Genomic DNA, 13,680 nt, shown 5'->3' on the forward strand with positions numbered 1-13,680 from the left:
ATTCAGCGTTGACAATTCCGATATTTCGCACGCGTTTTAATATGACCTCAACATACTAAGGTCGACGAAGGGCCCGCAGGACCCAATGGCGTGATTTGAAATGACAGTCAAACAATACATGCTCGACAAGATTGCGAACGGAACTGTGCATGCTGCACTCATCGATCCCGACAAGCAGACCCCAGAGAGAGCGGCCGAGCTTGCAAAGGCAATGAAGGAGGCGGGCACAGACATCATCTTCGTCGGCGGTTCCAGCGGTATCACCAAAGAGAACCTCTCATCAACGTCCAAGGCTATCAAGGAGGCTTCCGGTCTTCCCGTCGTCCTCTTCGGAGGACCCCCGGATTCCCTCAACAAGGAGCTCGATGCTGTACTGTTCATGCAGATCGTCAACTCTACGGACCCCAAATTTATCACCTTCGGGCAGGTGGCTGCAGCACCCGTCATTGCTCAGCTCGGACTGGAGTCCTTCCCCATGGGATACGTCATCGTCGAACCCGGAATGACCGTCGCCCGCGTAAGCAGCGCCAAGCTCGTCGGACAGGATGAGATCGAGAAGGCGGTCGCCTACGCCATGGCCTGCAAGATGTTCGGATTCGAATTCGCCTACTTCGAGGCAGGGTCCGGAGCTGACAAGCCCGTACCTCCCGCGATGATCGCCGCAATCAAGAAGTACGTGGACATCCCCCTCATTATCGGAGGAGGAATCAGGACACCCGAGGCAGCCGCAGCGGCAAGGGTCGCCGGAGCGGACGTCATCGTCACCGGGACCATGATTGAGAAGGGAGCTTCCGCAGAGGAGCTCAAGGCTGTTGTCTCTGCAGCCAAGGGAATCTGAGATGGCATACGATCCCGACACCCCCAGTTATAACACCCCTATCTCTCCCCGCCAGTTCATCTGGAATACTCCGGAGGAGAGGGCAGCGGGAATCAACAACGACCTGAAAGTAGCTGCGCGCAGGTACCTCTGCCCCAACTGCGGAAAGGAGTTCAGCCTCTTCCAGTCCAGGGCCGTGGCATGCAAATACTGCCCCAAAGCGAGTCAGAACTGCCCCAACGTCAGATGCCCCCACTGCGACAAGGAATATCCCATCAAGGGATTCATCGTCCCGGACAACAACCCCGGTGCGAAGCAGGACCAGGTGCACATGACCAACTATGCGCAGAATGTCTTCAACCGCTTCTCCGACTCCTACAACAGAAGATGATTCACTTCTTCTGGATCGCGAGCATCTGAGGATGCCTGTTCAGTACCGCTGCCAGATCGATCGCTCTGATCGTGGCGTGATGCATGCCTGATCCGTTGTCCGTGGAATCATCCTCGGCCTTGATGGCCCCTATGGCATCTTTGCAGACGTCCAGCATGTTCTTGGAACCGTCCATGTGCTCCTTCATGTAGGCAATCGCATCGGCAACCGTATTTGTTTGTGAGATGTCGAAAAGCGCCGCCACAGGAGCATGGACCTTGAACTCGCCGATCTCGATCGTCCTGATCTCCTGGGCGGTCACGTTGACATCCCTGTGACCCTTCTCGTAGACGATCCCTTTGGATACCGGATACCTGTCCGAGGGCATGCTGAATTCCTTACCGTTTCCCGTCCTCTCGACCTTCGCAGGGGATACCTTGAAACCTTCCACGACAAGGACATTGTCGGCCGATCTGATGACGCTCTCATCGCCTGAGACCATCACCAATGATATGCCCTGCCTGCCCATTGAGCTTCCCATTTCGGACAATGAGATTATCTTCTCGTTGTCGGCCAGGAATCCCTTCCTCATGACGCATGGGTTGGAGTACTCCTCATCGATGAGTATGAGCTTGGAACCCATCTCGACAGCCTCGGAGACGGATACGAACTCGGACATGGGCGAGGATACGAACTCCTTCTTGGCTGCCGATGTGTCATCGAACTCCGGGGTCTCGGGAACGAACATCGAGATGTCCACGGAATCGGCCGGACGGTTGGGTTCGGCCATGACGAATGCGGCATCCCTGGGGGTGATGACGTATTCCCTCCCGTCGCCGGGTATGTGATCGTAGACGCCTGCGAATATGGCATCCAACAGAGCGGATTTACCGTTCCTGCTCGCACCTGTGACGGCCGTGAATCCCTTCGGTATGCCCATACCGCTGATGGGCTCTCCGTAAGGGACATCGAATGTTACCTTTAGCGCGGGATCCGATACGAACTCCTTTGCGTCGACCATCGGCGCGAGATCGTCATCCCTTCTCGGAAGGACGGATCCATCAGCGATGAATGCTACGATCCCTTTGGAGTCCAGATTCTCCCTGATGAACTCGGCGTTCTCATAGGTCTGGAGATGGTTGTACACCTTGGACTGCTTGTAGGCGGAGAAGTAGAGAGACTCCGAGATGATCGTCTTGATCCTCTCCATGAGGAGGTCCATCGCCACTGCGCTGACCTTGTTGCCGTTCGCCGGAAGGTCCGCTGTGAAACGCACCTCGATGAAATACGGCGATATTGCCACGCTTCCCCTCTCCAGGATCTCCTGCCCTGGACGGGGTATGAATACCTCTCCTCCGGAGGTCTTCGGTATGGGTGAACGTGCATGCGTGCGTGCGGACTCCCTGAAACGCCTTGCTATGAGGTCCCTCAGGGCGATCTCCCTGAGCTTGGTATCATACATGTCCTCGGGGAATCCCGCCTTCTTGTGGGGCACCCTGACGCGTATCGCGGTGTGTCCCATCCTGTCGTTCTGGACATCGTCGAAGATGATCTCGAAGTCCTCCAGGACGAAGTTGTTCTGAATACCTTTGTACTTCTGGAAAGGCTTGCCGTCCGCATTCTTGAGGGTCTTGCGCAGGACCTCTTCCGATGCCATGTGGACACCTCAGCGGAACTTGCTGTACCTGTCGAGGAGCTTGCAGATCTTGTCGTACTCCTCCTTGGTGATATCCTCGGCATCGAGGAAGGTCTTCACGAACTCCTTAGCGGCCTTCGTGGAGATGCGGGATGCCTTTGCTATAACGGATGCCAAAAATGATGATGCCTTTGCCGGGTCCATCCTGGATTCGGAGAGGATCTCGTTCATGTCGTACTTGAACGGCGCCAGTTTGTGCGTGTTGAGCATGGACTGCTTCTTGGTGGATTCCTTCGTCTTCACAGGCTTGTTCTTCTTCGCCGTGTCCTTCGCACCCGCATACTGGCTGGCCTGCGTCTTCTGGACGGCGGGCTTCTGTACCGTTACCTTCTGAACGGGCTTCTGGACCATGGGCTTGTTCGTGGAAGTCTTGGGTGCTGCCGGTTTCTGAGCAGCGGGCTTCTGCGCTGCCGGTTTCTGAGCAGCGGGCTTCTGGGCCGTCGGTTTAGATGCGGCAGACTTCTGGGCCGCGGGCTTCTGAACAGTCTTAGTTTTCTTGTTTTCACCGGGCAAGACAATTACTCCGTGAGGTTTCGAATGACCTCATCATATAAAAGCAGCCGTCACGCGCGAGCACCCACACGCCGTAAAAGGAACAGCCGTGGTGCGGGGGATGGGATTCGAACCCATGAACCACTAAGGACGGGATCTTAAGTCCCGCGCCTTTGGCCAACTCGGCTACCCCCGCGCAAGGCAGTCTAATCCATCGCACTACATAAACACAACCCCCATCGTCAATATATTTGGAACGAGATTCCCTGACGATGTCCTACAGGATCCCGAAGGATTACGAGATCGCGAAGGCGATCGACAATTGTCTCACACGTTCGCCCAGGATCGGGTCCCAGACCGTCCTGAACGAACTGGTCCAGACGGAGCTGATGTGCGTCGACGAGAACTTCCGTGTCAGCGGGGAGCGCATCAGGAAGGTGGGCATAAAGAACGGGCTCTTCAACCTCGAGATCAGGTACGCCCATACCGACGCTCCGATGGATTACGTGAAGTGCCCCGTGTGCAGAGGACAGCTCGAATCCATCAGGAACATGACTCTCGACGGAGATACTGTAGAGCTCTCGAGGATCTGCAGCAGATGCGGATACAACGCCAAGAGCGGGGCGACCAGACCCGCCAGGTACATCATCACCAGGAGGGACTGAAACGGACAGGATAGAGAAGCTCAGGAAGGCGGAGAGACTCCTCAACGAAGCGGCCGACCTCATGGACGAAGCTCTCTGCAAGTCCGGCATGGAGCAGCGCTCCGGCGATGATTCCCAAATCATCCGCAGGATCGCATCCGACAGGGATTATGCGGGAAGCCTCCACAACATCTCGGAGGACATGGAATACCAATCGAAGGAGCAACCCGTGTGGACGCAGCCCCTCACTTCCCCCAAGAACCAATTCGACCTGAAGAACCCCAAACGATAACGTTTATACGGATAGGGCTATCCACTCTCGAAGTGTCTCCATGAAGATTTGGGAATTCGCGAAGGTCAATGGCTCATCGATCAAGGTCGACAACTGGATATCGGACACGATTGGTATCGTCGACGGCGGATGTGTTTACAGCACGCTTTTCAAGCATCCGGAACAGGGTCCCAAAAACTACGAGATCATGCTTTCCATGTTCCCTCAGGAGAACTACCGCACCCTGACGCACATCACGATGTACCTGGACGACGTCCCGGGATCCAGTGCCCAGGCCGCGCATTTCCTGGCCGAGAGGGAGATCAACATCCTGAACTCGGTCTCGCTGAACGGAATATCCGACACCGTCATCGTATGGAAGCTCATGGCCGACATGAACTTCGCCGGAGAGGGAGAGCTGCTCCTCGAGAAGTTCAAGGAGCTCAAGCACAACAACGACCCTTCCGTCTCCAAGATCAAGAGGATCGAGATCAAGCCCGCCGACATCGGAAGGCTGTTCAAGGGCAAGGTCGAGGAGACCGGCAAGGAGGAGATCAGGCGCGGATACCCCACCACAATCAAGAACGGATGCTTCGACATCGCGGAGGTCTACGGCGACATCCTGCCTAACCTCGACGGTAAGAACGTCCTCATCACCATGGATGCCGATTCATGGATCTGCTCCATCACGCTCTTCAAGGAGGAGACGAAGCTTGTCAAGGTCTCGATGGAGATCCCCGACTGCCCCGGAAGCATCACACAGACTCTGGATGGCATCGCTGACTGGAACGTCAACCTCATATCCGTTTTCAGCAAGGTCAAGATCTGCTACGAGACCATGAGCCTCGAGCTGGTCATGGACATCTGCAAGAGCAACAAGACCGCATCCGAGATCAGGGACCTCCTGCCCAAATCGCTGGACAACCTGAACGGCGTATTCGTCCTCAAAGAGTTCGTCGAGTTGATGTGATCATGCAGCTCCCCGATGTGTCCCGCACTTACCCTGCGGAGATCGAAGAGCTCGCGATAGGAAAAGGGGATTATCTCATAGGCGGGGCAAGGAGCCCTGCGTTCCTGGATCTGGACGGGGCCAGACACAGAAGGCCTGTCATCTTCGGAGAGACCTATGACAACATCACCGGCTACCCTAAAGAAGTCGAACCAATGTTCTCCGGACGTGAGAAGGACATCGAGGAATGGGCCGTCATGTGGAAGGAGCTCGGGGCTGACGGAGTATGCCTCAGGCTGAGCAGGGACGATTCCCCCGAACTGGTGGCCAGGATCTCTCAGAGGACCAGGCTGCCCATCATGATCTCCGGCGATACTGACATCCTCGTGAGCACTGCTGAGAGCATCAAGGATACTGTGCTGATCATCAACTGCCTGGACAGCGAACAGAGCCTGGAGATGGCCGGTTGCTGCGGAGAGCACATCGTCGTGGCCGTATGCGATGACGACCCCCAGCGGATGATCGAGCAGATGAAGGAAAGGGGTGCTAAGAAGGTCCTGGTGGATCTCGGCAGGGCAAGGGAAGGCGGAGGCATGAAGGACCTCAGGGACAGGATCATGTCCTATCGCGAGGACGGCCTGCTCGGAATGGAAGGATTCGGACACAACATCGTATGCGACGTGTCCACGACCTGGTACGAGGATGAGGAGATATTCCTCCCGGCCAGGGTTGGCACCATGGCAGAGGCAACGGCCGCACTGACCGCTATGATGGCAGGGGCCGATGTGATAATAGTGAAATCCCCAGGTTCCGCGGACATGGCCCGCGTGTACGGGGAGGAGTTGGCAGACCTATGATCGCGGTGTCCATTTCTGACCTCATGGAGGAGGACGATATCCGCAAGAGGGTCGCCGATATCGAGGAAGCCAAGTACAATTTTTCCGTCCCCGACTGCATATGCATCAGGAACGACAGCTTCTCGGAGGAGCCCTTCGTATCCGTGGCCAAACTGGTCCGGGGGATCTGGAAGAAATCGATCATCCTGGAATCGGAAGAACCTGAGGTCATCCTCAAGGCCGTGGAGAGCATCGACGTTACCTTCGTGACGATAAAGGGAGCGAACAGGGACAATCTGGAGCGCTATGCGGAGATCGCAAGTGCCTTCGACACCGAACTGTGCATAAGCGAGGAGGATCCGGAGGTCCTGGTCGACCTGGGATTGAGGGCGAAGGAGATGGGCGTTCAGGAGATCCTGCTGGACCCGATGGTGAAGAACATGAAGCAATGTCTTGAGACCTACACATACCTCAAGCGCGTGCTGAATCTGCTGGGGACCGAGTTCATCTTCCCGGCCATCAGAACATGGTCCGGGGAATACGCCCTCAGCATGGCCTCCGTGGCCCTTCTTTCAAGCGATGACGTTGCGGTGATAACCGATGATCTGGACAGGGACTGTTGCGATGTCCTCAGTACCCTCCTTGATACCCTGAGGTATTGATTTGCACATAACCGGATTCTCAAGGATCGACACGGTCACCGTACCCGACAAGTTCATGGCGGTCATCCATCTGTCCGAGGACGGTGAAGAGGCCGACACTGATCAGATCAGAACGACATTGGAAACGGACAAGGAATCCTTGGACTACCTTGGTGTCGATTCTGATTCCGATCCCCTGTCTTCGCATGACACCTACAAGCTCATCAAATCCGTGAAACCTAGAGGCATGAAAGTGCTGATCGTCACGGACGGACGCGACCCTTCGATATTGGATGATCTGGTAGGTGCTGGCTATGTGCATGCGGCGAACATCCTCATAGGCAAATCGCTCACTGATGAACAGAAGGATTGCATCGAGATCCTGAAGGACAACGGATGCAAGTTCGCCATTACACTGAACGCCAAGGAACACGATGCCGACAGCGTCAAGGCCGTTGGCGATCAATGCAAAGGATGCTCCATGATCGTCCTCAGACAGGATCGGAAGGATCCCCTGAAGAAGAGCGAGATGTCCTCCCTGGTTTCAGCTGCCAAAGGCTGCACTTGGAACGTCAAGACGAACTGATCAACTGTGGAATGCGTCGAGGCTCACCGTGCATGCGGGCCTGATCGTCCTGCTGCTCTCGTTGACATACTTCACAGGGACGTCAGCATCCTTGTTGAAGCGGTCGATGACCTTGGCATCCTTGGAGAATATTCCTGCAGAAAGACCGCATTCGGTGTTCTCCAGCTCCTCGAACATCTTGTCCACTGAATCCACTACCATCACGTTGAGAATGGGCAGTCCGGAATCCATGTAGTTGAGGTCGTCCTCCTCGAACAGCCCGCTTACCACGATGGGCGCCACATAATTCTCGGGGAGTTCCTTGGAGACCGGTGCCGCCTTCGCTATGGTGAACGGCAGGAGCTCCGTCGCCTTCGCCTTGAACTTCTCGGCGGATTCATCGTTGATGACGGGCCCGGTGTATGCTGTGTCGTTCACAGGATCGTCGACCTTCAGGTCCTTCATGAACACGGATATGACCTCGTTGAACTTCGCCTGGTCGTCACGGGTGATGATGACCTTCGAGCACGAGTACAGGCGCTGTCCGGTGTAAGAGAACGCCGAATCGATGATGTTCCTGACCGTGGCCTTCATGTCGGAGGGCCTGTAGATCAATGCGGGATTCATTCCCTTGATCTCGTTGACGAACCTGATCTCATCGTCCACCTGGAGGAACATGAGGTTCTCCAGCCTGTCGCCGGATCCCGATGCCACGATACCCGCCAAGCGCATGTCGTTGGCCAAAGCCTCGGTTGAGTACTCCTTCCTGTCCACGATGAGGTTCAGGACCCCCGCGGGAAGGTTGTACTTCTCCATGAGGTTGTAGAACATGTGTGCCGGCATTGGCGCATATCTGGAAGGGTTCATGACGACTGTGTTCCCTGCCACCATCGCGGCCACCGAATAGGCGACGGGAGATGCGAATGGGGAGTTGTGGGCGGTGATGACTGCCCATACGCCCAAGGGACTCTTCCTTCCGATCTTGGCAGCATCCTCTAGGATCTTCTCTATGGCGACGATGGCGGAGTCCACCTCAGCAAGGGCATCCTCGCGGACCATTCCAGTGCTCACGGTGATCGCTGCCGCATAATGTTCCCTCCTGGCCTTCAGGACTCCAGGCAGGGCCTTGAAGTACCCGATCCTCTCCTCCGCGGACTTCTTACTCCACTGCTCGAAAGCTTTGGATGCAGCGGTGACGGCCTCCTCCATGGTCCCCTCCTCGGGCTCCTGGAAGATCCCGTACTCGATGGTGGGATCGATGGGGCTGGAGATCTTGAACTCATGCCCAGAGGCTATCTTCAGTCCGCCGAAGTAATTCGGATAATCCTTCTTCTCGGCGCTGAGGATGATCATGATCTCCTGCTCGTACTGCCTGCCTTCTTCCGTGGTCTGAAAATCGGGAACGTCTGCCATGATGGACATCGATAGGACTAGTTCGCAATTAAGGTTGCGGTCAGTATTTCTGGACAAAAGATACTATGGTGGACCCGGCCGGATTTGAACCGGCGACCTCCGCCGTGTGAAGGCGACGTCATAACCCCTAGACCACGAGTCCGTTGGAAATCCTCAACATATCGCCGTATATAATCATTGAGTGAAGGAAGTATGGGAGAGAAACGCGGATGGAAAGTGGTAAGGAAAGGAGGAATAAACCACCCGCGTTCTCCAACATCCGCCATCTTTGTCTATGGATACATCGATGGATGGATGTATAATCCCATTACAACACTACAGGTATATAAAACAATCTTAGCGATAAAGAAAATAATGTACAAAAGTGAGTAATTTATTTTCTGATGGATAGTAAACCATGTATCCAATGCATCCAAAGTCAACGGGGCTTTACGACCTAGGGGAAGAAACAAGGTAGGAAAGTGTATCCATCCGAAAAATGCATAGGAAGATCAAGAAAAAGACTATGACAAAAGATGGTGGACCCGGCCGGGATTGAACCGGCGACCTTCGCCTTGTAAGGGCGACGTCATAACCACTAGACCACGAGTCCGCAAAGACACCTAAGCTACTTTTGATATAAAAACAGCGAGGACTACGTTTATTATTCAGAGTCCGCTTTCAGAGACCAGTTGCGATAGTGGTCCAACGGCTATGATCGGTGCTTCCCAAGCACCTGACCCGGGTTCGACTCCCGGCTATCGCACTCATACCATCCCAAGCGATGATTTTTCTAAAAGATTCCCATATGGTATCATCATGACGGTCCTGGAAATCGACGGTTCGAGAGGCGAAGGTGGGGGACAGATGGTCCGCACCTCTGTAGCCATGGCTACCGTCACCGGGATCACCACGCATCTCACCCGTATCAGGGAGAACAGGCCTACCAACGGACTGTCCAAGCAGCACTGCGCTGCGGTGGACGCCGTGGCCCAGATGGCCGGATCCACCGTTGAGGGCAACACCATAGGCTCGCGCGAGCTTCTTTTCACGCCCGGCAACGAGCACAAGTACGACATCGAGATGAACATCGGAACGGCCGGAAGCCTGAGTCTGGTCCTGCAGGCCATGATGCTTGCCGGAAGGAACCACAGGAAGAGGCTCACCGTGGACATAAGCGGAGGGACCAATGTCATGTGGGCGCCTCCTATCGACTCGTATCAGACCCTTCTCTTCCCTCTGATGAGGAGGATGGGCATCGAGGCGAACGTCAAGATCATCGACCGCGGATTCTACCCCCAGGGCGGAGGCCGCGTCATCACCACGCTGGACCCCATCGACACGATCAAGCCCCTGGACATCGTGGATCTCGGAGAGCTCAAGAGCATCAAGGGAATCTGTTTCAGCCAGCGTCTGCCGGATTGGATAAACAAGGATATGATCCAAAGCTGCCAGAAGACGCTTGCTCCCTATGCGGACGTCGAGTTCGACATCCAGAAGACCGATGGGGACTCCCGCGGTGCAGGTATCGTGCTCACCGCAGAGTTCGAGAACGGACTGCTGGGCAGCAACGCACTGACATCCCGCGGACACACCGCCGACAAGGCCGGGGAGGATGCTGCTGCCGACCTCATCAGGGAGATGACCAGCGGAGCCACCATGGATGTCCACACCGCAGACCAGGTCCTCCCCTACATGGCGATGGCCCAGGGCAAGAGCGGATTCAGCGTTTCCAGGATCAGCAAGCACCTGCTCAGCCAGATGGACACCTTGGAATCATTCCTGGACGTCAAGTTCGGCGTCGAGAGGAAGGACAACGTCTACAGGTTCACCGTCACCCCTGGCGAGAACAACAAAGCACTCGTCCCCAGATGAACGGATTTATAGCCCGTTGTTCATGCATTTATCGGTAGGGTATCGATGAGACCGTTCATCCACGTCAACTGCGCAATGTCGGCCGACGGCAAACTGGCCGGGGACGACCGCACACAGGTCCGCATATCTTCGGACGAGGACAAGACCAGGGTGAAGGGGCTCAGGAAGCAGTACGACTCCATTCTTGTCGGAGTCGGGACGGTCATAGCGGACGATCCTCACCTGACCCTCAAGGACAGGGACTACGATACCAACCCCATACGCATAGTCCTCGACCCTCATGGAAGGACCCCCGATGATGCTCAGGTCCTCAACGACAGAGCACCGACGGTCATGGTCACACTAGAGGGCTGCGAAAGGTCGTGGAACTGCGACGAGATCATCCGTGCTGGCACAGAATCCATAGACCTGGAGAAGGTCATGACTGAACTGGCCGAGATGGGCATCGAGAACATCCTCGTCGAAGGCGGCGGGAAGACCATCGCATCGTTCTTCAAGGCCAAGATGGTGGACCGCTACACCGTGTTCGTCGGAGGGCTGATAATCGGAGGCAAGGATGCCCCCACGCCCTGCGACGGTGACGGATGGGTGACCGAGAACGGAATCAAGATGACCCTGGAAGACTGCGAGATGCTCGGCAACGGGGCCTTACTGACCTTCAAACCCCTCTTCCAGTAACGGGATCTTGTGCATCCTGGGCTCAAGGACGAAACGGAGATAGTTGAAGTCTGTTCCGAACACCTCGCTGCTCACCATCTCATGGGGCTTGCCCGTTGCATCCTCCAGGATCTTGCAGAAGAAGCTGGCTGCGTACATTATCATGCAGTTCGCGGAGCCTTCCGTCAGAGGAATGCTGTTCTTGATGATGATCGTCAGAGGCTTGACGGAGTAGATGCTGGCCTCTCCGAATCCCATCTTCTTGAGGTACTCGCGGGCGTTGCCTATGGTCTCCTCCAGATCCTTCCCGGTCAACGATCCCGACAGGGATGCACCGTGGATGAACCCGAGTATCCTGGCCATCGGGTCCACGTTGAGACCGACTCCGTCGAATCCGAGGAAGACGAACCAAGGCATAGCCTTGAGCATCATCTCTGGATCCTTGGCAACATTGCCCAGGATACCGAACGCCAGGTCCCTTGATTCATCGGACGAGGGAACAGACTTTCCGAATGGCAGCGAGATCAGGGAGTAGTACTTCTTCCTATTATCCTGAAGATCGTCATGGACCGAGATCAGCTTGTCCTCCACCATGGAATCCAGGTGGACCGATATCGTAGACTGTGCCTTCGATACCTTCTTCGAGAGTTCGGTGAGCGAGAGGTCCCCCTCTGAAAGCTCATGCAGGATCTTCAGCTTGACATCGCTGGATACCTGCACCGCCCCCTCTGAAGTGATATACAACTCGAAGTACTTCGAATTATCCTCTGCCATAAAAGTCCGTATGCGGTTCGTATATATAAGTTTCGCTAAGACAATTCATAACTTTTGTATATTCACGAATGAATGGCCGAGACAGGTGCGCCAATGAAGGCAACGGTTAACGGGAAAGTATGCGATATCAGGGCCGTTTGGTTCGAGAACGGAAAAGTCAGGATGATCGATCAGAGGGAACTCCCTGCAGAGATTGTCCTTGTCGACTTCGATAACTATCTGAACATCGCAGAGGCCATCAGGAACATGACGACCCGCGGAGCCCCCTCGATCGGAGCCACTGCAGCGTACGGCATGTGCATGGCAGCCCTGAAGGGATGCGATCTGGACAAAGCGGCCAAGGACATCAAGGCCGCCAGACCCACCGCCAACGACCTGTTCTATGCTGTCGACTACATGTACAAGGAGCTGAAGGACGGGAAGGATCCCGTCGAAGCCGCCGACGGATACGCGCAGATGATGGTCGACAAGTGCACCAAGATCGGCGAGTACGGAGCGGAGCTCATCAAGGACGGAATGAAGCTCATGACTCACTGCAACGCAGGAGCACTGGCCACCGTCGATGTCGGTACCGCCCTCGCACCCATGAGGAAGGCCCACGAACAGGGCAAGAAGTTCTTCGTATACGCATCAGAGACCAGACCCCGTCTGCAGGGCATGCAGCTCACCGCATGGGAGCTCAACCAGGAAGGAATAGACCATGCCATCATCCCCGACGGAGCCTCAGCGTACTACATGTCGCAGGGAGTCGACATGATCATCACCGGAGCGGACAGGATCGCCAAGAACGGCGACTTCGCCAACAAGATAGGGACCTTCGACAAGGCCATCGTCGCCAAGCACTTCGGCATTCCCTTCTACGTCGCCGCTCCCATCTCCACATTCGATTTCAAAACCAAGACCGGCAAGGACATCGTCATCGAGCAGAGGTCCGAGACCGAGGTCACGATGGTCAAGGACATCAGGATCGCTCCGGTCGGCTCTAAAGCGCTCAACCCAGCGTTCGACGTCACCCCTGCGGAGCTGGTCACGGGATTCATCACCGAGAAGGGAATATTGAAACCCGAAGAGATCCATATGGTGAAGCAATGAACGAGAGATACGCCAGACAGGAGCTCGTCAAGATCTGCAAGCTGCTCTACGACAGACAGCTCACGGTATCCGCCGGAGGGAACATGAGCGTCAGGATCAACGATTCCGAGGTGCTCATAACCCCGTCGGGAAGGAACAAGGGCATGCTGGAGCCCGAGGACATGGTCCTCATCGACTCCAAGGGAAAGGTGCTCTCCGATGGCAAGCCCTCGATAGAGCACAAGTTCCATCTGGCCCTCTACAACATGAATCTGGACACCAATGCGATTGTCCACTGCCATCCGCTCCACTGCGTCGCTCTCGCTGTCAAGGGACAGAAGATCAAGAGCAACATCACCCCTGAGGGAGTGCTTCTGCTGGGAGACGTGCCGATGATCGGCTACTACACCCCCGGATCCAAGAAGCTGGTCGATGCGGTGGCCGAGTACGGGCACTGCAAGGCCATGCTCATGGAGAGGCACGGCGCCCTCACTCAGGGACGCACCCTCGAGGAGGCCTACAACAGGATGGAGGAACTGGAATTCCAGGCAAGACTCCAGCTCCTCTGCGGCGACGATGTCACCGACCTCCCCAAGAGGGAGATAACCAAACTTTCCAAGATGTGATAAC

16 protein-coding genes and 4 tRNA genes are annotated in these 13,680 nt (G+C 55.7%); 13 read left to right on the forward strand and 7 right to left on the reverse strand.

Annotated elements, in window-relative coordinates:
* The first annotated feature begins 100 nt into the window (after positions 1 to 100).
* Complete coding sequence (locus PED39_01305; protein WII07859.1) at positions 101 to 838, forward strand: geranylgeranylglyceryl/heptaprenylglyceryl phosphate synthase; 738 nt, start codon at positions 101 to 103, stop codon at positions 836 to 838.
* A gap of 1 nt (position 839) precedes the next feature.
* A complete protein-coding gene (locus PED39_01310; GenBank protein ID WII07860.1) occupies positions 840 to 1,208 on the forward strand; it encodes a hypothetical protein in 369 nt (122 codons plus the stop codon).
* A 1-nt stretch (position 1,209) separates the two neighbouring features.
* On the opposite strand, the gene PED39_01315 is transcribed toward PED39_01310, so the two are convergent.
* From PED39_01315 to PED39_01325, 3 genes are all read right to left on the reverse strand, one after another.
* The gene (locus PED39_01315) at positions 1,210 to 2,844 is read right to left on the reverse strand and encodes a hypothetical protein (GenBank protein ID WII07861.1); all 1,635 of its coding nucleotides are present in this window, start codon (positions 2,842 to 2,844) and stop codon (positions 1,210 to 1,212) included.
* Between the two features lie 9 nt (positions 2,845 to 2,853).
* Positions 2,854 to 3,396 carry a hypothetical protein gene (locus PED39_01320; protein WII07862.1) on the reverse strand — a complete coding sequence of 181 codons (543 nt, stop codon included), beginning with the start codon at positions 3,394 to 3,396 and terminating at the stop codon, positions 2,854 to 2,856.
* Between the two features lie 89 nt (positions 3,397 to 3,485).
* Positions 3,486 to 3,571, reverse strand: a tRNA-Leu gene (locus PED39_01325).
* 76 nt (positions 3,572 to 3,647) lie between these two features.
* Here PED39_01325 and PED39_01330 point away from each other — a divergent pair.
* The 6 genes from PED39_01330 (at position 3,648) to PED39_01355 (ending at position 7,302) form a co-directional block, all read left to right on the forward strand.
* Entirely contained in the window at positions 3,648 to 4,040 is a 393-nt protein-coding gene (locus PED39_01330; GenBank protein WII07863.1) for a hypothetical protein, read from the forward strand.
* Between the two features lie 61 nt (positions 4,041 to 4,101).
* Complete coding sequence (locus PED39_01335; GenBank protein ID WII07864.1) at positions 4,102 to 4,311, forward strand: hypothetical protein; 210 nt, start codon at positions 4,102 to 4,104, stop codon at positions 4,309 to 4,311.
* 40 nt (positions 4,312 to 4,351) lie between these two features.
* Positions 4,352 to 5,260: an ACT domain protein gene (locus PED39_01340; GenBank protein ID WII07865.1), complete on the forward strand. Its 909-nt coding sequence runs from the start codon at positions 4,352 to 4,354 to the stop codon at positions 5,258 to 5,260.
* A 2-nt stretch (positions 5,261 to 5,262) separates the two neighbouring features.
* Positions 5,263 to 6,096 carry a hypothetical protein gene (locus PED39_01345; GenBank protein WII07866.1) on the forward strand — a complete coding sequence of 278 codons (834 nt, stop codon included), beginning with the start codon at positions 5,263 to 5,265 and terminating at the stop codon, positions 6,094 to 6,096.
* A complete protein-coding gene (locus PED39_01350) occupies positions 6,093 to 6,737 on the forward strand; it encodes a hypothetical protein (protein WII07867.1) in 645 nt (214 codons plus the stop codon). The genes PED39_01345 and PED39_01350 overlap by 4 nt, the downstream gene beginning before the upstream one ends.
* 1 nt (position 6,738) lies before the next feature.
* Positions 6,739 to 7,302 carry a hypothetical protein gene (locus tag PED39_01355; protein ID WII07868.1) on the forward strand — a complete coding sequence of 188 codons (564 nt, stop codon included), beginning with the start codon at positions 6,739 to 6,741 and terminating at the stop codon, positions 7,300 to 7,302.
* On the opposite strand, the gene PED39_01360 is transcribed toward PED39_01355, so the two are convergent.
* The 3 genes from PED39_01360 to PED39_01370 all read right to left on the reverse strand — a co-directional run bounded on the left by PED39_01360 (position 7,303) and on the right by PED39_01370 (position 9,286).
* Complete coding sequence (locus PED39_01360) at positions 7,303 to 8,694, reverse strand: aldehyde dehydrogenase family protein (protein WII07869.1); 1,392 nt, start codon at positions 8,692 to 8,694, stop codon at positions 7,303 to 7,305.
* A 66-nt stretch (positions 8,695 to 8,760) separates the two neighbouring features.
* Positions 8,761 to 8,836 (reverse strand) — tRNA-Val (locus PED39_01365).
* A gap of 374 nt (positions 8,837 to 9,210) precedes the next feature.
* Positions 9,211 to 9,286 (reverse strand) — tRNA-Val (locus PED39_01370).
* Positions 9,287 to 9,367: 81 nt separating this feature from the next.
* On the opposite strand from PED39_01370, the gene PED39_01375 reads away from it, so the two are divergent.
* From PED39_01375 to PED39_01385, 3 genes are all read left to right on the forward strand, one after another.
* A tRNA-Gly gene (locus PED39_01375) sits at positions 9,368 to 9,439 on the forward strand.
* Positions 9,440 to 9,492: 53 nt separating this feature from the next.
* Positions 9,493 to 10,548 (forward strand): RNA 3'-terminal phosphate cyclase, encoded by a 1,056-nt coding sequence (gene rtcA / locus PED39_01380; GenBank protein ID WII07870.1) that lies wholly within the window; start codon positions 9,493 to 9,495, stop codon positions 10,546 to 10,548.
* Positions 10,549 to 10,593: 45 nt separating this feature from the next.
* The gene (locus PED39_01385; GenBank protein WII07871.1) at positions 10,594 to 11,226 is read left to right on the forward strand and encodes a 2,5-diamino-6-(ribosylamino)-4(3H)-pyrimidinone 5'-phosphate reductase; all 633 of its coding nucleotides are present in this window, start codon (positions 10,594 to 10,596) and stop codon (positions 11,224 to 11,226) included.
* On the opposite strand, the gene PED39_01390 is transcribed toward PED39_01385, so the two are convergent.
* Complete coding sequence (locus tag PED39_01390; GenBank protein ID WII07872.1) at positions 11,197 to 11,979, reverse strand: winged helix-turn-helix domain-containing protein; 783 nt, start codon at positions 11,977 to 11,979, stop codon at positions 11,197 to 11,199. The genes PED39_01385 and PED39_01390 overlap by 30 nt on opposite strands.
* A 72-nt stretch (positions 11,980 to 12,051) precedes the next feature.
* Between PED39_01390 and mtnA the strand changes: the two genes are divergently transcribed.
* Positions 12,052 to 13,071, forward strand: a complete 1,020-nt coding sequence (gene mtnA / locus PED39_01395) for an S-methyl-5-thioribose-1-phosphate isomerase (GenBank protein WII07873.1) — start codon at positions 12,052 to 12,054, stop codon at positions 13,069 to 13,071.
* Entirely contained in the window at positions 13,068 to 13,676 is a 609-nt protein-coding gene (locus tag PED39_01400) for a class II aldolase/adducin family protein (protein ID WII07874.1), read from the forward strand. Before mtnA ends, PED39_01400 begins: the two co-directional genes overlap by 4 nt.
* The last annotated feature ends 4 nt before the right edge of the window (positions 13,677 to 13,680 follow it).

The organism is Methanomassiliicoccales archaeon LGM-RCC1 (genome assembly GCA_030168575.1).
Classification (GTDB): Archaea; Thermoplasmatota; Thermoplasmata; order Methanomassiliicoccales; family Methanomethylophilaceae; genus Methanoprimaticola.